The organism is Ruegeria sp. CG1, assembly GCF_056537265.1.
In genome coordinates, this window is sequence record NZ_JBQFRF010000003.1 from 445,760 (window position 1) to 466,568 (window position 20,809).

Annotated in this window: 17 protein-coding genes; 10 read left to right on the top strand and 7 right to left on the bottom strand. The window is 57.2% G+C overall.

Translation table 11 applies throughout. The annotated features are described in order from the left end of the window. Window positions 1-67: 67 nt before the first annotated feature. A complete protein-coding gene (locus ACR0AU_RS11730) occupies window positions 68-829 on the top strand; it encodes an NAD kinase (protein ID WP_170391948.1) in 762 nt (253 codons plus the stop codon). A 271-nt stretch (window positions 830-1,100) separates the two neighbouring features. Here the strand turns inward: ACR0AU_RS11730 and ACR0AU_RS11735 are convergent, their stop codons facing one another. The 3 genes from ACR0AU_RS11735 to ACR0AU_RS11745 form a co-directional block, all read right to left on the bottom strand. Beyond that, entirely contained in the window at window positions 1,101-2,540 is a 1,440-nt protein-coding gene (locus tag ACR0AU_RS11735; RefSeq protein ID WP_170732897.1) for an amidase family protein, read from the bottom strand. A gap of 180 nt (window positions 2,541-2,720) precedes the next feature. Beyond that, window positions 2,721-4,610, bottom strand: coding sequence for a propionate-CoA ligase PrpE (gene prpE, locus ACR0AU_RS11740; RefSeq protein WP_170512254.1), 1,890 nt, complete (start codon window positions 4,608-4,610; stop codon window positions 2,721-2,723). Window positions 4,611-4,897: 287 nt separating this feature from the next. After that, complete coding sequence (locus tag ACR0AU_RS11745) at window positions 4,898-7,171, bottom strand: NADP-dependent malic enzyme (protein ID WP_170732895.1); 2,274 nt, start codon at window positions 7,169-7,171, stop codon at window positions 4,898-4,900. Window positions 7,172-7,367: 196 nt separating this feature from the next. On the opposite strand from ACR0AU_RS11745, the gene ACR0AU_RS11750 reads away from it, so the two are divergent. The 7 genes from ACR0AU_RS11750 to upp all read left to right on the top strand — a co-directional run bounded on the left by ACR0AU_RS11750 (window position 7,368) and on the right by upp (window position 13,767). Next, window positions 7,368-8,072: a hypothetical protein gene (locus ACR0AU_RS11750; protein ID WP_480795700.1), complete on the top strand. Its 705-nt coding sequence runs from the start codon at window positions 7,368-7,370 to the stop codon at window positions 8,070-8,072. Then, window positions 8,035-9,138, top strand: coding sequence for a cupin domain-containing protein (locus ACR0AU_RS11755; RefSeq protein WP_170732893.1), 1,104 nt, complete (start codon window positions 8,035-8,037; stop codon window positions 9,136-9,138). Before ACR0AU_RS11750 ends, ACR0AU_RS11755 begins: the two co-directional genes overlap by 38 nt. A 104-nt stretch (window positions 9,139-9,242) precedes the next feature. Beyond that, window positions 9,243-9,635 carry a cytidine deaminase gene (locus ACR0AU_RS11760; RefSeq protein ID WP_170391936.1) on the top strand — a complete coding sequence of 131 codons (393 nt, stop codon included), beginning with the start codon at window positions 9,243-9,245 and terminating at the stop codon, window positions 9,633-9,635. A gap of 4 nt (window positions 9,636-9,639) precedes the next feature. Continuing rightward, entirely contained in the window at window positions 9,640-10,947 is a 1,308-nt protein-coding gene (locus tag ACR0AU_RS11765; protein ID WP_480795745.1) for a thymidine phosphorylase, read from the top strand. Further along, window positions 10,944-12,155, top strand: a complete 1,212-nt coding sequence (locus tag ACR0AU_RS11770) for a phosphopentomutase (protein WP_480795701.1) — start codon at window positions 10,944-10,946, stop codon at window positions 12,153-12,155. Before ACR0AU_RS11765 ends, ACR0AU_RS11770 begins: the two co-directional genes overlap by 4 nt. Next, the gene (locus ACR0AU_RS11775; protein WP_480795702.1) at window positions 12,152-13,138 is read left to right on the top strand and encodes an adenosine deaminase; all 987 of its coding nucleotides are present in this window, start codon (window positions 12,152-12,154) and stop codon (window positions 13,136-13,138) included. Before ACR0AU_RS11770 ends, ACR0AU_RS11775 begins: the two co-directional genes overlap by 4 nt. Beyond that, window positions 13,135-13,767, top strand: a complete 633-nt coding sequence (upp, locus tag ACR0AU_RS11780) for a uracil phosphoribosyltransferase (RefSeq protein ID WP_170391930.1) — start codon at window positions 13,135-13,137, stop codon at window positions 13,765-13,767. The genes ACR0AU_RS11775 and upp overlap by 4 nt, the downstream gene beginning before the upstream one ends. 3 nt (window positions 13,768-13,770) lie before the next feature. Here upp and ACR0AU_RS11785 read toward each other — a convergent pair whose 3' ends face one another. Continuing rightward, entirely contained in the window at window positions 13,771-14,784 is a 1,014-nt protein-coding gene (locus tag ACR0AU_RS11785) for a hypothetical protein (protein WP_480795703.1), read from the bottom strand. A 147-nt stretch (window positions 14,785-14,931) separates the two neighbouring features. Between ACR0AU_RS11785 and ACR0AU_RS11790 the strand changes: the two genes are divergently transcribed. Together ACR0AU_RS11790 and ACR0AU_RS11795 are read left to right on the top strand one after the other, a co-directional pair. Continuing rightward, the gene (locus ACR0AU_RS11790) at window positions 14,932-15,870 is read left to right on the top strand and encodes a DMT family transporter (RefSeq protein ID WP_170594814.1); all 939 of its coding nucleotides are present in this window, start codon (window positions 14,932-14,934) and stop codon (window positions 15,868-15,870) included. Between the two features lie 209 nt (window positions 15,871-16,079). Continuing rightward, window positions 16,080-16,856 (top strand): Hint domain-containing protein, encoded by a 777-nt coding sequence (locus ACR0AU_RS11795; protein ID WP_480439192.1) that lies wholly within the window; start codon window positions 16,080-16,082, stop codon window positions 16,854-16,856. A 53-nt stretch (window positions 16,857-16,909) separates the two neighbouring features. On the opposite strand, the gene ACR0AU_RS11800 is transcribed toward ACR0AU_RS11795, so the two are convergent. The 3 genes from ACR0AU_RS11800 to ACR0AU_RS11810 are packed head-to-tail and all read right to left on the bottom strand — an operon-like array spanning window position 16,910 to window position 20,803. Then, the gene (locus ACR0AU_RS11800; RefSeq protein ID WP_480734536.1) at window positions 16,910-19,111 is read right to left on the bottom strand and encodes a 3-hydroxyacyl-CoA dehydrogenase NAD-binding domain-containing protein; all 2,202 of its coding nucleotides are present in this window, start codon (window positions 19,109-19,111) and stop codon (window positions 16,910-16,912) included. Further along, window positions 19,104-19,592 carry a cupin domain-containing protein gene (locus tag ACR0AU_RS11805; protein WP_480795704.1) on the bottom strand — a complete coding sequence of 163 codons (489 nt, stop codon included), beginning with the start codon at window positions 19,590-19,592 and terminating at the stop codon, window positions 19,104-19,106. The genes ACR0AU_RS11800 and ACR0AU_RS11805 overlap by 8 nt, the downstream gene beginning before the upstream one ends. Further along, entirely contained in the window at window positions 19,592-20,803 is a 1,212-nt protein-coding gene (locus tag ACR0AU_RS11810; RefSeq protein WP_480795705.1) for an acetyl-CoA C-acetyltransferase, read from the bottom strand. The genes ACR0AU_RS11805 and ACR0AU_RS11810 overlap by 1 nt, the downstream gene beginning before the upstream one ends. Between the last annotated feature and the right edge of the window lie 6 nt (window positions 20,804-20,809).

Consider the following 20,809-nt stretch of genomic DNA (forward strand, 5'->3'; position numbering starts at 1 on the left):
CTCTGGCCTATTGCGGAAAGGTATGTTTGTTTCGGAACCAAATGTGCAGCACTGGAAACTATAAAACATGACAAAGAGAATCGCCTTTCTGGCCAGCGATGCCAAGGTTGCGCAGACCGCCCGGGATGCGCTTGTCGCGCGCTACGGAAATGCAGCGCCGAGAGACGCAGATGTTGTGGTGGCGCTGGGTGGTGATGGCTTCATGCTTCAGACGTTGCAGGGCGTCCAGCACTTGGACAAGCCGGTTTACGGAATGAATCGCGGTACCATCGGGTTTCTGATGAACGAATATGCCGAAGTTGATCTGATGGCCCGGCTAGCAGAGGCAGAGGAAGAAGTCATCAATCCACTGGCGATGACTGCAATGGACCAGGCGGGCCAAAAGCACCAAGCACTTGCAATCAACGAGATTTCGCTGCTTCGCGCGGGGCCGCAGGCAGCGCGGCTGCGGATCAGCGTGGATGGGCGGGTACGTATGGCCGAACTCGTGTGTGATGGTGCATTGCTTGCCACGCCGGCGGGTTCAACCGCATATAACTATTCCGCTCACGGACCCATTGTACCCATTGGCGCGGACGTTCTGGCATTGACGCCAATCGCCGCGTTTCGCCCCCGGCGGTGGCGTGGCGCCTTGCTGCCGAAAGTTGCGAAAGTCAGATTCGATGTGATCGAGGCTGACAAACGCCCGGTTATCGTTGCGGCCGATTCCATATCGTTTCCGGATATCGATTGGGTCGAGATCAGGTCTGAGATTGCGATCCAGCATCGTATTCTATTTGACCCTGGCCACGGCCTGGAAGAACGGTTGATCTCTGAACAATTTACTTAAATCTCAGCGTGTTGATCATTTTTCCACCGCTTGTGTGAACCAGTTCACATGCAACGCGATAAGGGTTTGTTAACTTCAAGTTGCCCGGAGAACACGCCGAGGTGGAAGTGAGTGGCCATCTAAAGGTGTTTTCGAATGGTTGCGCAGTTTTCGCGCTGGCGAGGGTGGGTGGTGCTACGCTCGTCATCTTAATCCGGGCATATTTTAGTATGCGGACCCCGGGACAAAATCCCGGGGTCTATTTCATTTGTGAGGCCTGAGTGACGATGTCTCAGGTTTGCGCGCTCATTCGATCCCACAGAATCGGAGCCATCTGCCCCACACGCGCTTCGATCGCGACCGCTGCATCCACCGCCATGTCCTCACGCCAGCGTCGAGCAGCAATCTGAACATTGATCGGTTGCGGCCCATTCGGCAATTCGGCCAAGCGTGCGGGAACGCTGGCGGCGGGCAGCCCGAGGAAATTCATCGCATAAGAATAGACCGCGCATCCTAACACCTCATGAACGCCTTCGGCACCTTCGGTATCACGATCGGGTCTGAAGAACGGTTGCGGCAGGAAAGGAGACAGGACCAAAGGATATTCCTGCATGAATAGCGACCATTGGCGCGCATAATGGCTGCGTTGCGCCAACGCCTGAATCAGTTCGTCGCCTACGATCGGAGGAAACTCCTGAAAATAAACCTCGAAAATATCACGAATGGTTTGAGACCCGGCTGCCTCGATATCGTTTTTCATCAACGTCAGCACTTCACCCATCAGCGCGCGATAGCCGATGCGCCCGCATTCGAACACATCCGGCGGATCAATGTCTTCAACTATATATCCGGCATCTACCAGCGCCTCCCGAGCAGTACTTAGCGCTTTGTCCACTTCGGGATGCAAAGCGTATTCGAACGTATTTTTGGTGAACGCAACTTTGATTGGGACGTCCGGCCCCGCGCCGCGCCAAGGCATTGGCACATGGAAGGGGTCGCGGGCGTCCGGGGCGATCAGGCTGGGCATCGAAAGGTGCAGGTCCTTTGCGCTTCTTGTGATCAAGCCCTGTACCGACATCGATTGTGCCAGCATCCCGCGTTCCACCTTCTGGCTGGGGTTCCAGGCCGGTACGCGGCCCAGCCCCGGTTTCACTGTAACCGCACCATTGGCTGCAGCAGGGAACCGCAAGCTACCTCCGATATCGTTGCCATGAGCCAGTGCGCCGATGCCCGCCATGACCGCAGCCCCCGCGCCCCCGGACGACCCACCGGGCGAGATATGGCGGCCCCAAGGATTGTGCGTGCGCCCATGAAGTGGATTATCCGTGTCAGCGCGGAACGAGAATTCGGGCGTGTTGGTCCGCCCGATGACAATGGCCCCCGCATTGTGCAAGTTTAAAACCACCGGGGCGTCATCAGGGGCAATGACATCCTTCAAGGCAACCACACCATTTGTAGTGGCATGGTTCTTCTGGTCGACATTCACTTTTATGGTCACGGGTACCCCGTGCAGCGGCCCAACCGAGGCACTATTGCTGCGCGCCTTATCAAGCGCAGATGCACGCTCTAACGCTTCTGTGCCCAGATCGTCCACGACAGCATTCAGCGAGGGATTTACCTGATGCATCCGCTCCAATGCATCACTGATCACCTCTTCTGCGCTCAACTCGCCAGCTTGGGTCAGCGCAGCCAATTCTGTTGCATCAAAACGCCAGATATCGCCCTGTGTCATGCTCGTCCTCCTCACCTCAAACTGAGGTGAGGAGGACCCAATGACAAGCCCCGCAATCGCAAAACGGATCCAACCTTCATCTGGCCAAAAATATCCCTGAGCGCGAGGCAGAGCCTCGCACACGCGCGACAGCGCAAATCGGTTGCGCCGTAAGGCGCTCCGCTTGATCGTACCGTGAAATTACTGCGCGTAGCCGATAGTTTGCAGGGCCACCGTGATCTCGTCCAGAATTGCTGGGTCATCGATTGTGGCAGGCATTTTATACGCCTTGCCATCCGCGATCGACACCATCGTACCACGCAGGATCTTGCCCGAGCGTGTCTTGGGCAGACGATCCACCACCACTGCTTTCTTGAACGCAGCGACTGGGCCGATTTTGTCACGAACCATCTGGACCACATCGGTTACCACCTCCGCGTGATTCCGATCGGAACCGGCATTCAGACACAGGAAACCGACAGGCATCTGGCCTTTCAGTTGATCAGATACCCCAATCACAGCGCATTCTGCCACATCGGGGTGAGCGGCCAACACCTCTTCCATCCCGCCCGTCGAAAGTCGGTGCCCGGCGACGTTGATCACGTCATCGGTACGGGCCATGATATAGAGATACCCATCTTCGTCGATCATGCCCGCATCACCGGTTTCGTAATAGCCGGGAAAATGCTCAAGATAGGATTTTCTGAAGCGCGCCTCGGCATTCCACAGGTTTGGCAATGTGCCTGGCGGAAGCGGGAGCTTGACTGCGATCGCGCCCAACTCGCCCGGTTTCATAGGATGGCCGCCCTCGTCCAGAATCTGAACGTCATAGCCCGGCATAGGCTTGGCAGGTGATCCCAGCTTGACCGGAAGCTCTTCGATTCCGAGCGGGTTGCCAGCGATGGTCCAGCCAGTTTCGGTTTGCCACCAATGATCGATGACCGGAACTTTCAGCGCATCCTGCGCCCAGATGATCGTATCTGGATCAGCCCTCTCTCCTGCAAGATACAGAGCCTTAAGGCAGGATAGATCGTAATTCGCCATCAATTCTGCGTTTGGGTCTTCGCGTTTTACGGCACGAATGGCGGTTGGGGCGGTGAAGAAGCTTTTGACCTTGTGTTCGGATATCACGCGCCAGAAAGTTCCGGCGTCAGGTGTTCCGACGGGCTTGCCTTCAAAAACAATCGTCGTGTTGCCGTGGATCAGCGGGGCATAACAGATATAGGAATGGCCAACGACCCAGCCGACATCCGAAGCCGCCCAGAACACATCTCCAGGATCGACATTGTAGATGTTTTTCATCGTCCAGTTCAGCGCGACCAGATGGCCGGCAGTCGGGCGCACGACGCCTTTGGGCGCACCAGTGGTGCCGGATGTATAGAGGATATAGGCTGGATCATTGCCGCTGACTGGTACACATTCTGCGGGCTCCGTACCGTATTGGAAACCGTGCCAATTGACGTCGCGCCCCTCGATTAGTTGTGCGACTTCCTGCTCGCGCTGGAATATTACGCAAAACTCAGGTTTGTGGGTGGCCAGATCGATCGCGCCATCCAGCAGAGGTTTGTAGTGCACAACGCGTCCCGGCTCCATCCCGCACGAGGCGGCGATGATCGCCTTGGGTTTGGCATCGTCGATACGTACGGCCAGTTCGTTGCTGGCAAAACCGCCGAATACCACTGAATGCACTGCTCCTAGTCGGGCGCAAGCCAGCATTGCCTCCAGCGCTTCGGGGATCATAGGCATGTAGATGATGACGCGGTCACCTTTCTCAATACCTTTTGCACGGAGTGCGCCGGCCAGATTAGCAACCCGATTGCGCAACTCGACGTATGAGATTTCGCGTTTGGTATGAGTAATGGGGCTGTCATAGATGATCGCGGTTTGCTCACCACGACCATTTTCCACATGGCGATCAACTGCGTTCCAGCACGTATTTACCTTGGCATCACTGAACCATTCGTAAAGAGGCGCATTGTCGTCAAACAGAGCTTTGCTGGGCGCTTGAACCCAATCGATCCCCTTGGCTGCATCCATCCAGAATGCTTCGGGGTCATTCTTCCAGCTCTCGTAGACGTCCTGATATGCCATGATGGCCTCCTCCCAAATTCCTTGAGCTATGTGTTAGGCATCGTGGATGTTTCGAGCAAGCGATGCGCATAACGGCGCGTCAGTTTATCGCAAAATCTTTGCAGAACCTCGCAGATTGGCTTGCAAATTTTTGCAAATCTTCTGATCTGAGCAGACTTCTGAGTGTCATATGTAAGGATTTGCAAATCTGCAAATTTATTACTGCAAATGTGCTGGCGCTAACAGAATCAAACCAGGCACCTAATCTGGTGCCCGGTCATGTATTCGTAATGATATAGGCGCTGGGCTTATCCGTAGTGCGCGACTGGCGTACCTGCGATGGCCGCCATGTTCAGCAGTCCCCTGGCCGTAATCGAGGGCGTTACGATATGCGCCTTGTTTCCCATTCCCATGAGGATTGGACCTACCTCAAGCCCGTCCGCTTTCATCTTCAGGATATTGCGCACACCGCTTGCCGCATCCGCATGGGCGAAGATCAGGACATTTGCAGAGCCTTCCAAACGCGAGTTCGGGAAGATACGTGCACGCAATTCAGGATCCAAAGCCAGATCAAGGTTCATCTCGCCTTCATAGCTGAAGTCGCGTGGCTCGGAATCGAGAATCTCAAGCGCAGCCCGCAGCCGCTTGCCTGATCCCTCGGCCTGATTGCCGAATTGCGATTGCGAACAAAATGCGATCTTGGGTTCCAACCCGAACCGCCGCACGTGACGAGCAGCTCCAATGGTGGATTCGGCAAGTTCTTCTGGTGTCGGCAATTGCCTTACATGCGTGTCTGCAATGAACAGAGGGCCATCTTCCAGAATCATCAGCGAAAGCGCGCCATGCGGGCGCAAATCGCCATCATCCAGAACCTGTTCGACATAGTTAAGATGCCAGCGATACTCACCAAAAGTGCCACAGATCATGCTGTCCGCCTCACCGCGATGCACCATGATTGCTGCAATGGCGGTGTTGTTGGTGCGCATGATGGCCTTGGCCAGATCCGGAGTGACCCCCCGACGCTGCATTATTTGATGGTACGAATTCCAATAATCGTAGTAACGGGGATCGTCCTGAGGGTTCACGATTTGAAAATCCTGCCCCGGTCGTACTGTCAGGCCTAGCCTTTCGCACCGTGCGCTGATCACGTCCGGTCGCCCGATCAGGATCGGGGTTTCCGTGGTTTCTTCCAATATCGCTTGCGCAGCCCTTAAAACACGCTCGTCCTCGCCTTCTGCGAAGACAATTCTACGCGATGCGACGGCTGCGGCTTCGAACACTGGCCGCATCAACAGTGCAGATTTGAACACGGTCTGGTTCAGGCGTTCTTTATAGGCTTCGAGGTCATCAATGGGTCGTTTTGCGACCCCGCTCTTCATAGCAGCCTGTGCTACCGATGAGGAAACGACCCCAACGAGGCGCGGGTCGAAGGGTTTTGGGATCAGGTAATCTGGACCAAAAGTCAGCTGCTCACCCTTATAGGCCGCCGCGGCTTCGGCGCTGGTCGTCGCGCGAGCCATGTCGGCGATGCCGTCGACGCAGGCGATCTGCATCTCGTCGTTGATTTCAGTCGCGCCTACGTCCAGGGCGCCTCGGAAGATAAACGGGAAGCACAACACATTGTTCACTTGGTTCGGAAAATCGCTGCGACCGGTTGCAATGATCGCGTCAGGGGCAACTTCGCGCGCCGCCTGTGGCAGGATTTCCGGAGTTGGGTTGGCCAGCGCAAAGATGATCGGGGTCTTGGCCATCTTCTCGACCATCTCAGGCTTGAGCACATTTGGTCCGCTCAGCCCCAGAAACAGATCGGCACCTCCGATCACATCATCCAGAGTGCGCAGATCGGTTTTCTGCGCGAACTGATCCTTGTGCGGGTTCATATCCTCGGCGCGACCTTCATAGACCAACCCGTGAATGTCACAGAGCCAGATATTCTCGCGTTTGACGCCGAGCTTCACCAACATGCTGAGGCAGGCGATCCCGGCAGCACCGCCGCCGGTCGAAACTACTTTGATATCCTCGAAGCTCTTTCCTGCCACATACAGGGCGTTCTTCGCTGCGGCACCAACAACGATTGCCGTGCCGTGCTGATCGTCATGAAACACCGGGATGTTCATCCGTTCCCGGCACAGTTTTTCGACAATAAAACAATCCGGTGCCTTGATATCTTCAAGGTTGATCGCGCCAAATGTGGGCTCCAGAGCACAGACGATATCTGCCAGCTTTTCTGGGTCAGGCTGATCCACCTCGATATCAAAGCAATCGATGCCTGCGAACTTTTTGAACAGGACGGCCTTGCCTTCCATCACCGGTTTCGAGGCCAATGCGCCTATATTCCCAAGGCCCAGAACTGCGGTGCCGTTTGACACAACTGCAACAAGATTGCCGCGGGCCGTGTATTTCTCAGCATTGGCGGCGTTGTTCTTTATCTCAAGACTGGCTTCGGCGACGCCTGGCGAATATGCCCGCGCAAGGTCCCGACCATTTGCCATTGGTTTGGTTGCCTTGATCTCAAGCTTTCCGGGCTTTGGATGCGCATGATAGTCAAGCGCGGCCTGTCTCAGGTTCGGTGTGTCAGACATCGGTAATACAACTCCGTTCCAATATTCGTTTGATGGTTAAACTATTTCTCAGCGCTTGGCTATGTCGCCTCGGACCGAAGTCAGAGACAGGCCTCACGGATACGTTAACGAAACGTTGGTTGAGAGTTGCTGCATTGTTTTTATGTACAGCCAATTCCGGGGAACCTGACGGACACCAGAAGCGGCGGACCTTATCATGCGCCATGAAGACAAAGCTTGTGCTAGTGCGCAATTTGCCAACCCTTCAATCAGGATTGGTGCCAATCGGAATGTCTTCTTTGTTGTGCTTGTTTCGGCGGTTTCATTTCTTTTTGTGGTTATGATTTGGCCCGAAGCGGCTGCGGCTTTCAACCAAGAAGGTGGGTTGATTGAGACGATATCGGCCACTGCGTTACTGGTTTCCGGGCTGGTCGCGTTGACGCGTTTCCGAGGCATCTCGCGGCTGTATATCGGATTGGTCTGCCTGCTGTTGGCCGAGCGCGAATTGGAGGCAGAGGTGTACACAGAAGGCAGCGCGCCTTTCGTGGTGCTAAACTGGATTGATTTATTGCTTGATGTGACTGCAGTAAGGATCGCTTTGGCTGCGATCGTCATTGGTGGATTGCTCTGGCATGGGATACCGAACGGAATTAAGGCACTTAAGATCCGCGCGCCTTTTTTGATGATTTTTTTCCTGGCCGGAAGTGTTGCGGTGCTGGCTCAGCTTCTTGAGGAAATCAGCGGATTGTTCGACGAATACCTTTCGGTTGCGATGGCTACACGTTTGTTCGTGATGGAAGAAACACTGGAGATGTACTTTTCGATTGGCATTTTGGCTGCTGTTCTGATCGGATGGCCAAAACCAAAATCCGAAGAGAAACAGAATGACCAGCAATACCGGCGACTCCCTCACGCGCGCTGAAATCCGACTGCCGACGCAGGAACTGCGCAACGATATCCCGTTTTATACCAAGGTACTGGGGATGCGGATGGATATGATCTATCCGGCAGATGACCCTCGGGTTGCCGTGTTCTCTGGTCACGGTCTGCGCTTGCGGGTCGAGAAAGATGCAGCTGAAGCGGCGGGAACGTTGCGCATTCTGACATCCGATCCAGAGGGTTTTGCAGAAGGTCAACGAAGTCTTGTAGCCCCAAACGGCACCCGGATCGAGATTGACGAGTTGAACCCGCCGCTGGTCATGCCGGATACGGTCCACTCTTTTGTTGTCCGTAGGCTCAAGGATCAGGCGCCGTGGATCATTGGACGGGCAGGGATGCACTATCGCGATCTCGTGCCGGACCGGCTGGGCGGATCGATTATCGCCAGCCATATACGTATCCCAGATGGTGGTCCTGTGCCCGATATGGTGCATTTCCACAAAGTCGGATTTCAGCTGATCTTCTGCATCCACGGCTGGGTCGATGTGGTCTACGAAGATCAGGGCGACAAGATGCGCCTGACGGCAGGCGATTGCTTTATTCAGCCGCCTGAAATCCGCCACCGCGTGCTGGAAGCGTCAGACAACGTTCAGGTGATCGAGATTGGTGTCCCAGCCGAGCATGTCACGGAGATTGATCATGAGATGGAACTGCCCACACCGCATTTCCGCCCGGATCGGGAATGGGATGGGCAGCGGTTCGTTTACAATCAGGCGAACGGGGCAGAATGGGTGCCATTCCGTTTGCCCGGTTACATCTGTCGTGACACGACGATTGCCGAGAATACCAAAGGCGTGGCGGGCGTTCAGGTCGTGCGCCGGGGCGAGGGTAACCCTCAATGGGCCAGCCACGACACCGACATACACTTTACCTTCGTGATAACCGGCGAGGTGACACTTGAGGGTGAAGGGCGCGAGCCCTATCAGTTGGAACAGGGCGATGCCTTCGTCATCCCGCCGGGAATGCGAACGCGGCTGTCGGAGCCCTCGCAGGATGTGGAACTGCTTGAGGTGACTTTGCCGGGGACCTTCAACACGACGTTGGGTTAGGGCCATGAAGAAGTGGATAATGGCGTCAAGGGGGCTTCAATTCCCCCGTCGCTTTCCAGTAGGGTATGATATTCTGACCAGATGATCAAAAATTGGGATTCGCCATGTCTTTGAAAGATGCAGCTTTGGCCGTTCGGGAAAATGCCCACGCGCCTTATTCGAATTTCAAGGTCGGGGCGGCGATCCGGTCCAGTTCAGGTGTGATCTATTTTGGCTGCAATGTCGAAAATATTGCTTACCCCGAAGGTACGTGCGCCGAGGCCGGGGCAATCGCGGCAATGGTCGCCGCTGGTGAAAAAGAACTGACCGAGGTCTACGTGGTCGCCAGCAGCCCGCAGCCGGTGCCCCCATGTGGTGGATGCCGTCAGAAACTGGCCGAATTCGGCAATGGGGATGTGGTCGTTACGATGGCGACGGTTGATGGTCTGGAAACCAAAACCACGATTGCCGATCTGTTGCCCGGTGCGTTCGACGCGTCGCATATGGAGGATGTCTGACTTCATGGATGCGCGCTCGATCATCGCCAAACTTCGCCGTCAGGAAGTACCAACTGGCGACGAACTAATGTGGTTCGCGCAAGGCCTGGCCGATGGTGGCGTCAGTGACGCGCAGGCCGGGGCCTTTGCGATGGCTGTCTGTATGGGCGGTCTGGGGGCCAATGGGCGGGCTGATCTGACTGTTGCCATGCGCGACAGCGGCGAGGTGCTGACGTGGGATTTGGACGGGCCGGTGGTCGATAAACATTCGACCGGTGGCATTGGCGATTGCGTCAGCCTGCTGCTTGCCCCGGCTTTGGCGGAATGCGGGGCGTATGTGCCGATGATCTCGGGGCGTGGTCTGGGCCATACCGGGGGCACTCTGGACAAGCTCGAGGCCATACCGGGAGTGACCACTCAGATCGGGCAGGCGCGACTGACGCAAGTGCTGAAAGACACAGGGGCAGCCATCGTGGGGGCAACGGGCCAGATCGCCCCTGCGGACAAGCGGCTGTATGCGGTGCGCGATGTGACGGCGACGGTGGAGAGCCTTGACCTGATTACGGCATCAATCCTGTCCAAGAAGCTGGCGGCTAGCCCGGATGCGTTGGTTCTGGACGTTAAGGTGGGCAGCGGCGCGTTCATGAAGACACTCGATGAGGCACGCAATTTGGCGCAGGCCTTGACCGAAACAGCTAATGCCGCTGGTTGCCGGACTTCCGCCGTGATCACCGACATGAGTCAGCCCCTTGCGTCCGCGCTGGGCAACGCGCTGGAGGTGGCTGAGGTGATGAAGGCGCTAACCAGCGGGCAGGGATCACCTTTGGCGGAAATCTCGGCCGAGTTGGGGGGCGTTCTCATGGCGGATGCCGGTATGTGCGCTTCGGCAGAGGAAGGGAACGCCAGAATAACCCAAGTGATCCGCGATGGTCGTGCAGCCGAACGGTTCGGACGCATGATGGCTGCCGTGGGTGGACCGGTGCATTTCGTTGACACATGGGATCGGTTTTTGCCGGAGGCCAATGTGATCCGGGAAGTTCATGCTCCGCATGGCGGATATGTCTCGTCTATTGATGGCGAGGCGCTGGGCCTCGCAGTCGTGGCCCTAGGCGGTGGGCGCCAGATCGAGAGCGATGAGATTGATCCGGCGGTTGGCTTGTCGGGCATTCTGAGGGTCGGAGATAAGGTGACCAAAGGCGCTCCGTTGGCGGTTGTTCATGCGGGGCGGGAAGATGCGGCGCAAAGGGCTGCGGCGGTGGTACTGGATGCTATTTCGCTGAGTGACGAACTGGTCGCGCAACCGCCGCAAATCCATGAAAGGATCTGCGCATGAGCCGCGCTTTCCTTGTGGTGATGGACTCGGTGGGTATCGGCGGCGCGCCGGATGCCGATCAGTTTTACAACGGCACCAAACCCGATACAGGCGCGAATACATTGGCCCACATAGCACAAGCTTGTGCCGAGGGGCGTGCGGAAGAAGGGCGGAGAGGACCGTTGCAACTGCCCAACCTGGATGCCATGGGGCTTGGGGCGGCGACCCGTCTGGCCTCGGGCGCACCGACGCCGGGCCTTGAGGCCGCGCCGACGGGCTTGTGGGGTTGCGCACGTGAATATTCTCCGGGAAAGGATACGCCCTCAGGGCATTGGGAACTGGCGGGTTTACCTGTGCCATGGGACTGGCGTTATTTCCCGGATCGCCAGCCAGCGTTTCCCGAAACGCTAAGCAAGGCTGCCGCCGAGGCAGCGGGGACCGACGGAATATTAGGCGACTGCCATGCCTCGGGGACGACGATCATCTCAGAACTGGGGGCCGAGCATATACGTACCGGCTGGCCGATCTGCTACACGTCTGCCGATAGCGTATTCCAGATTGCCGCCCATGAAGACAGCTTTGGGCTCGACCGCCTGCTGGATATGTGCCGCACCCTTGCGCCGCGATTGCACGAGATGAAAGTGGGCCGCGTTATCGCCCGGCCGTTTGTCGGAACGCCCGAAAAGGGGTTCACCCGGACAACCAACCGCAAGGATTTTGCCATCGTTCCACCTGAACCCGTTCTTACGAATTGGGCACAGGATGCCGGTCGCCGTGTGCATGCGGTGGGCAAGATTGGCGATATATTTTCAATGCAGGGGATCGACACGCTGCGAAAGGGTTCGGACGCAGAGTTGATGCACCACCTTTCGGACCTCGTTGATGAGGCGGAAGAGGGCAGTCTGACATTTGCAAACTTTGTCGAGTTCGACAGTCTGTATGGCCATCGGCGCGATATCAGCGGCTATGCCCGTGCGCTGGAATGGTTCGATCGTGAAATTGGCGCGATCCTACAAAAACTGCGCCCCGGTGATCTGATGCTATTGACCGCAGACCACGGCAACGACCCCAGTTGGAGCGGCACTGACCACACCCGTGAACAAGTGCCCGTGCTGATCGCAGGGCAGGGCACGGGCGAGATCGGTCCCGTGAACTTTGCCGATATCGCCGCCAGTATCGCGCACCACCTGAACATACCGGCGCAAGGGCCGGGAAGGACTTTTCTATGACAGTCGCTGACCTGCCTAAGATCGAATTACATTTGCACCATGAAGGCGCCGCTCCGCCTAGCTTCATACGCCAACTGGCCCATGAGAAACGAGTGGACCTGAGCGGGGTATTCAAACCCGACGGCTCTTATGATTTCCGCGACTTTGCCCATTTCCTTAGCGTTTATGAGGCTGCGTGCGAGGTGCTGAAAACGCCCGAAGATTTCCGCCGCCTGACGCTGGCCATTCTGGAAGAGAGCGCCGCGAATGGTGTGGTGTATTCCGAAACATTCCTTAGCCCGGATTTCTGCGGCGGTGGCGATTTGCATGCATGGAAGGATTACCTGACTGCGATTCAGGACGCCGCAGACGAGGCCGAGCGCAAATTCGGGATCACCCTGCGTGGTGTCATCACTTGCGTGCGCCATTTTGGACCCGAGCAAGCCAAGGCCAGCGCCCATTGTGCGGCTGAAACTGCAGGTGACTGGATTACCGGATTTGGTATGGGCGGCAACGAATCCGTCGGAATGCAGGGCGATTTCAAATGGGCCTTTGATTGCGCGCGCGAGGCTGGGTTGCGATTGACGACCCATGCCGGTGAATTTGGCGGTCCAGAGAGTGTTCGGGATGCCGTCCGTGATCTGGGGGTCGAGCGCGTAGGCCATGGCGTCCGCGCCATCGAAGACCCGGATCTTGTGTACGAGTTAGTTGACCGGGGCATAACGCTTGAGGTCTGCCCGGGTTCAAACGTGGTACTGGGCCTATTTCCTGATTTTGCCGCCCATCCCATCGCGAAATTGCGTGATGCAGGCGTCAACGTCACGGTATCCACTGACGATCCGCCGTTTTTTCATACCACGATGCGGCGCGAATATGAGATGCTGAATGCAGCGTTCGGCTGGCAAGCCGAAGATTTTGCTGCCTTGAATGAAACAGCCCTGAACGCGGCCTTTTGCGATGAAGAGACCCGCGCGCGGGTCAAGAAAAGACTGGAGACATCATGAGCGATCACCTGACCGTCGTCGACCACCCATTGGTGCAGCACAAATTGACGCTCATGCGGGACAAAGGCACCTCAACCGCTGTGTTCCGGCAGTTGCTGCGCGAGATCACGCTTTTGCTGGCTTATGAGGTCACCCGCGAGATGCCGCTGACCACCCGCCATATCGAAACCCCGATGGAAGAAATGGACGCACCCATTCTGGCGGGCAAGAAATTGGCGCTGGTATCGATCCTGCGGGCTGGAAACGGGATGTTGGACGGCGTGCTGGAGCTGATCCCCTCTGCCCGAGTGGGGTTCGTGGGGCTTTATCGGGATGAAGAGACGCTGAAGCCGGTCCAATACTATTTCAAAGCTCCCGAGGGTTTAACGGACCGTTTGGTCATCGCTGTTGATCCGATGCTGGCAACCGGCAACAGCTCGGCTGCGGCCATTGATTTGCTGAAAGAGCAGGGGGCGAAAGATATCCGCTTTCTGTGTCTGCTGGCTGCCCCCGAGGGCGTCGCGCGCATGAAAGAGGCGCACCCGGATGTCAAAATCGTCACGGCCGCGCTGGATCGTGAACTGAACTCAAAGGGTTACATTATGCCTGGACTAGGTGACGCCGGGGATCGGATGTTCGGGACCAAATAGGTGCTATTGCCCGCAGATATTCTGTAGCCGGACCCAATCGCGGTCGGGCAGTACCTGTTCCAAAGTACGACCCGCCATCGGATCGGCTTCTATCAATCCAAGAACGGACTCGCCTGTGATATCAATCGCATAGGCGTATGGGGTCGAGGGCAGAGCGGTCTGTGCAAAAACCGCGAGCAGCACGTCATCGCTTAGCTGCGGCTGTGGACCGGATAGAACCTGCTCGGTGTAGGTGTCCACGATCTCGGGCGTCAATTCGCCGGTGGTCAGCAACCGAAATGCGGCACTCGGGCCTGTACGGTCCAACAGATCGTCCAGCGGTTCCTGCTGAGTTGCCCGCGCGCGTGCGGCTATGATGTATCCGGCGGCAACGGCTGGGTCTTCGTGATCTTCGACCAGTGCCCGGTTTAGCAGTACGGTTCCACCCGGCAGGCTCAGGCTGTCAGGCAGACCTGCTGGTAGGATCACGACTTGGCGGACACCGGTGCGGCGCGCCAGCTGATCCAGCGACGCTTGCGCATCAGGCGAAGAGCAAGCCTTGCCTGACACCCTTTCGATCCGCTGCAGGATTGCATCGCCGATTTCTTGTTGCTTGACCTCTGGCACTACCGAAACAACATGGCGCTGCAGTGCGCTGGGTAGCCAAAACAAAAGCACTGCCAAGACCGCCAGAACAACCCCTGCAACGCTGAGCCAACGCAGCCGTCCGGGATGTGGTCTGGCACGGTCGATGGCGCGCTGCAGCCGGTCAATTGCTTCGATCATTGTGGTTTCAGATTCTGCAAGCTCCAGTGTTTCGCCGGGATCGCCGTCGGGATTGAATATCGCGGGATAGGTTCCGGGGTTTTGTCGCTCTAGCGCCGCCAGCGACCAATGGGTCAGCGCGCTGTCATTGAAGTCAGAAATCGTCAGAGTGGCTTCACCAATCGATACGACTACTTCGCGCCGTTGCTCATCGGGCGAGGGACGCCACAGACCGGTGGCTTCGATCCGCTGGTACTGTTTGAGTGCGGTCATCGGGTAATGCTGCTCGAATATTATTTTGCGCCAAGCTTAGCATGGCGAAAACCAGCGGCGCAAACCTGTTGCGCAGTGTTTGTGAAATGTGCTGAGTGTGCCGGGTAAGTTTCGGCCAGAACGGGCTGATTAAGGGCAGAGGCGCGGATGCAGTCACAACAACAAACCCATTCAATCATGGCGTCGTTGCTGATGGTTGCGGCCATGTCTATTATCGGCGTGATCGACAATTTCGTGATCCGCGTGGCCGAGAGCGTGGGGCTTTGGCAGTTTCACCTAAGTCGCGCCTTACTGATGCTGCCGCTGATCGCGGTGTTGTCGATATTGGGTTTGGGCACCTTGAGACCCCGGCGGATTGGTGTCGTCGCGGTGCGCAGCGTGTTGATCACGCTGGCAATGCTTTTCTATTTCAGCGCGCTGGCATTGATGCCCATCGCTCAGGCGCTTGCCGGGTTATTCACATCGCCGATATTCGTGCTGTTGATTTCGGCCCTTTTGTTGAAGCAGCGCATAGGTCCCTGGCGGATCGTGGCTGTTTTATTGGGGTTTTCGGGAATTCTGTGCGTATTGCAGCCGGACCCGACATCATTTGACGTAAAGACGCTACTGCCAGTCGCTGGTGGCTTCTTTTACGCACTCAGCGCTGTTGTAACGCGCACCCACTGTTCCGACGAAAGCACTGTTGCGCTGCTGGCGGCGATGGTTGTCACACTGGGGCTTGCGGGGGCGATCGGACTGATCTGGCTTGCCCTGTTTCCGGTTGGCGTGCCAGTCGGGCCGGATGGCTTCGCGATGCGCGGTTGGGTTTGGCCGATGCAAGACGCGTTGCCTTGGGTAGTGGTTCAGGCCGTGGGCTCAACAATTGCCGTTTTTATGCTGATCAAAGCCTATCAACTGGGTGAGCCATCATATGTCGCAGTCTTTGAATACTCGGTCATGATATTTGGCCCGCTCTTTGCCTGGGTGGCGTTTGGGCAGTCCGTCGGGCAGATGCAAATTATCGGTATTGGCATGATCGCCTCTGCCGGAGTGCTGCTTGGGTGGCGGGAGCGGCGGATATCCTCGCTACAGCAGGCGGCGCAGTAAGAACGGAATAGAATCGGCTTGTATCCGTCATAGTATCGTTTCGAGATGCATATCAAAGCCCGTTCGGAATACTGATTTGTTTATTCAAAACCAGTAAATTGCGGCGAAACTGACCTAATTTGGCCTCAAATGTGGCAAAACTAAGTCCAATTGAGGCACAACTCTAAGACCTTCTGAGTTGTTTGAAGGTGCCAACAGGGGGACGGCACGTGTTAGAGTTAGTGAGTGTTTCGGGGTATTCGAAACGTGAAGTTAAAGGCCGACAGGCCTTTGTGGGACAGGCCGCATCAGCGCGTCGTGGGGGATTGCTGCACGGAACCAAAGTGTCCACAACAGGGGGCTGGAAACGGGTCGAAAGACTGGTTGCAGGTGATCTGGTGCGGACACGGGACCATGGGTTCAAAGAACTGAGGCGCGTTTGCGTCGACCGCATTGTTGTGGCTGGAGACGAGCGTCGGCCCGAGCATCTGCCGATCCTTGTGCCATCCCGAGCAGCTTATAATGGGCGCCCAGTCTGGCTGATGCCGGAACAGGGTATGGCATTGGATCAAGGCAAGCTTGGTGTTGGAATCGAGGGGGTCTCGATCATTCCAGCTCGAATGCTCAGCGGGGTGGGGCGTCTTGAATCCAGCACGCCTGCGCAGTCATTCGATGTCACGTCATTATTCTTTGACGAGGATGAGCTGGTTTTTATCGAGGGCGGATTTCAGGCTTATTGCCCGTCCGGTCGCATGAATACCGGGTCAAGTCGAAACCCTGAGGCCTATGAAGTCGCGGATGCTGAACACGCCGATCTTCTGATCGAGGCCGTGACCGGCAAAGGGAACCTTTCGGCTTTGACCAACCCGTTGGCCGCGTTACCTGCACCCATTCCGCAAGAACCGATTTTCCCGATTCGGCCTGCGTTGGGCGTACGTCGACCCGGGCGACCGGGGCGGCCCAATATGCCTGCGCTGTTCTTGCGGCCTGAATGGCAGCTGCAATAGTACGTGTATAAGAATAAAGCAGGCGCATGGGTTCATGCGCCTGCTTTGTCTGTTCAGGCGGCCTGTGCTTCGGGGTTGAAGCGGCCATAGAAGCTCTGACCTTTTTCCGCCATCTCACGCAGCAGCGGCGGGCAGGTAAAGCGCTCACCATAGGCTTCGGTAAGTTGATCGCAGCGTTCGGCGGCGTAGGGCGTACCAATGATGTCCAACCAGCTGAGCGGGCCACCGGACCACGGCGCAAAGCCCCAGCCAAGTATCGCACCCACGTCGCCCTCGCGGATGTCTTCCAGAACACCCTCTTCTAGCGCACGGACGGCTTCCAGAACCTGTGCGAACATCAGACGTTCCTGCACTTCGATCAGGTCGGGCTGGTTTGCGGCATGTGGGTATTTGTCCTGCAGGCCCTTCCAATACTCGACGCGTTTGCCCTTGTCGTCATAGTCGAAGAAACCTGCATTGGCCTTGCGACCCAGACGACCTTGTTCTTCCATCCAAAAGATCAGATCATCGCCCGGATTTTCCGGGTAAGCGTTGCCCATAGCTGCCTTAGTAGCGCGGGCGATCTTGGCCCCCAGGTCAATCGAGGTTTCGTCGTTCAGCTGAATGGGTCCTACGGGGAAGCCCAACTGACGCGCCGCATTGTCGATCAGAACAGGGCTGACGCCTTCGGTGATCATCCGCAGACCTTCGTTGATGTACGGAATAATGCAGCGGTTGGCGTAGAAGAAGCGCGCGTCATTGACCACGATCGGTGTCTTGCGGATTTGGCGCACATAGTCCAACGCCTTGGCGACAGCACGATCACCGGTTTCCTTGCCTTTGATGATTTCGACCAGGAACATCTTCTCGACCGGTGAGAAGAAGTGGATGCCAATGAATTGCTCGGGCCGTACGCTGGCCCTGGCCAGATCTGTGATCGGTAGGGTCGAGGTGTTCGATGCAAAGATGCAATCCTCGGGGATGATCGCCTCGACCTTCTTGGTCATTTCAGCCTTGACGCCGGGGTCTTCGAACACGGCTTCGATGATCAGGTCGCAGCCTTTCAGGTGCTCCAGATCGGGCGTGGCGGTAATGCGGGCCAACAGGGCTTCTTTCTTCTCAGCCGTCGCTTTGCCGCGCTTGATCCCTTTATCCATGTAGCTTTCGCTATAGGCTTTGCCCTTGTCGGCAGCCGCCTGATCGCGGTCGATCAGAACGACCTCCATCCCGGCCTGTGCCGAGACTAGCGCGATACCAGCCCCCATCATGCCGGCACCCAGAACGCCGATCTTCTTGACCCGCTGATCGGGCACGTCCTTGGGCCGCACTGCGCCTTTCTCCAGCGCCTCCTTGTTCAGAAACAGCGACCGGATCATCGCTGACGAAGACGGGTTCATGAGCACGTTGGTGAACCAGCGCGCCTCAATCTTCAAGGCGGTGTCAAAGTCAACCAATGCGCCTTCGTAGATTGAACTCAACAGAGCCTTGGCCGCTGGGAAGGCACCTTGAGTCTTGCCGTTCACCATGGCGCTTGCGCCGACGAAGGTCATGAAACCTGCGGGGTGGTAGGGTGCGCCGCCGGGCATCTTGTAGCCCTTGGCATCCCACGGCTTTACCAGATCAGCTTCCTTGGCGTTCAGTACCCATTCCTTGGCCGCCGCAACCGGATCATCCGCCACCGCGTCGATCAGTTGTGCGCCTTTGGCCTTCTTCGGGTCCATCATCTTGCCTTCAAGCAAGACGGGTGCCGCTGCCATTGCGCCGACCATACGGCTGTAGCGCATGGTGCCGCCTCCACCGGGGAAGATACCCAGCAGAATCTCAGGCAGGCCGATCTTGGATTTCGGATTGCTGGTCATCACACGGTGATGACAGGCCAATGCGATCTCGGTCCCGATCCCTGCGCAGGTGCCGTTGATGGCACAGGCGACCGGCTTGCCGCCTTTTTTGGACTTGGGGTCCATGCCTGCCAGTTCCAGCCGACGCAGGATGTTATGGCCACTCATGACGAAATCGAACAGTGCCTGCGCGGGTTCGTCGCCGGCCTCCTGTCGGATCGTGGCGAGCGTGCTCAAGTCCATGCCGCCTGCAAACGACCCTTCTTTTCCACTGGTGATAACGATGCCCTTGATCTCATCATCCGCCAGCGCCTGATCGATCAGATCACCGACCAGAGTGAAGGCCTCGCGCGACAGGACGTTCATGGATTTGCCGGGAACGTCCCAGGTGATGAAGGCGACGCCATCGGCGTCTTTGCTGAGGGTGAAATCAGTCATTGTCATCTCCAATCTGGTCAGCCGTCAGCGGGCTGCCATCCTTGCGAGTGAAAGAGAATCCGTTCTCATCATCTTTCACCATCATGTCTATATCGCTGTAATAGCCGGTCTCGGTCGGGGTCCGGGTGCCCACCACCAGAAAGGTTGCGGGCGTGTCGGTTTTGTTCACAAGGTGATGGCCATTGGCCTCACCTGCAGGCCAAGCGGCGCAGTCACCGGGCAGCATCTCATGCTCGCCATCATCATCGATCAGAATGCATTTGCCGCTGAGCATGATGGCAAACTCGTCCTGCTCCATGTGGTAGTGGCGCAGCGAGGACAGGCCATTGGGTTCCAGCCGCACAATATTGACGCCGAACTGGGTCAAACCATTCGGATCACCGAGGCGCTGCACATAGCGTTCATCGCCTGCGCGCGCCAGTTTTCCGGGATAGCCCGACCCGTTCTGAAAGGGTAGTTTGGACAAATCAATCTTGGGCATCAGACACGCTCGATAATAGTTGCCGCACCCATGCCGGACGCGATGCAGAGGGTTGCGAGACCGGTTTCCTTGTCCTGGCGCTCCAGCTCGTCCAGCAGCGTACCGATGATCATCGCACCGGTTGCACCTAGCGGGTGACCCATAGCGATTGAGCCGCCGTTGACGTTGACCAGTTCCGGGTCGACATCAAACGCCTGTTGGAAGCGCAGCACGACCGAGGCAAAGGCTTCGTTTACTTCAAACAGGTCCAGATCGCCGATCTTCATGCCATTGTCGGCCAGGATCTTCTCGGTCACCGGAACCGGACCGGTTAGCATGATGGTCGGGTCGGTGCCGATCTTGGCAGTCGCCTTGATGCGGGCGCGCGGCTTCAGACCGTATTTCTCACCAAACTCCTTGTTGCCGATCAAAACAGCCGCCGCCCCGTCCACGATGCCCGAGCTGTTGCCCGCGTGGTGGATGTGGTTGATCCGCTCAAGATGCGGGTATTTGATCATCGCCACCTTGTCGAACCCCGGCATCTGTTCACCCATCATCTGGAATGACGGGTTCAGCGCGCCAAGGCTCTGCATATCTGTTCCGGGGCGCATATATTCGTCGCGGTCCAGAATGGTCAGGCCGTTCTGATCTTTGATTGTGATGACCGATTTCTCGAACCGGTTGTCCTCCCACGCCGCTGCAGCGCGTTTCTGAGATTCAACGGCCAGCGCATCCGCGTCATCGCGGCTGAAACCATATTCGGTCGCGATAATATCTGCCGAGATACCCTGCGGCACAAAATAGGTTTCCATCGCCAAAGACGGGTCAACGGCAATCGCCGCACCGTCGCTGCCCATGGCCACCCGGCCCATCATCTCGACACCACCTGCGATATAGGCTTCACCCGCGCCGCCTTTGACCTGGTTTGCCGCCAAGTTCACAGCTTCCATGCCCGAGGCGCAGAAACGGTTGATCGCCAGACCGGGGATCGATTCATCTAGATCCGAAGCCAGAACTGCCGAGCGCGCCAGACAGCCACCTTGCTCCATCACCTGCGTGACGTTGCCCCAGATCACATCCTCGACGGCGTGACCTTCCAGATTATTGCGCTCTTTCATTGCGTTCAGGGTCAGGGCGGACAGGCGCACCGTGGTTACCTCGTGCAGGCTGCCATCCTTGCGGCCCTTGCCGCGCGGCGTGCGCAGGGCATCATAGATATAAGCTTCGGTCATGGGGTC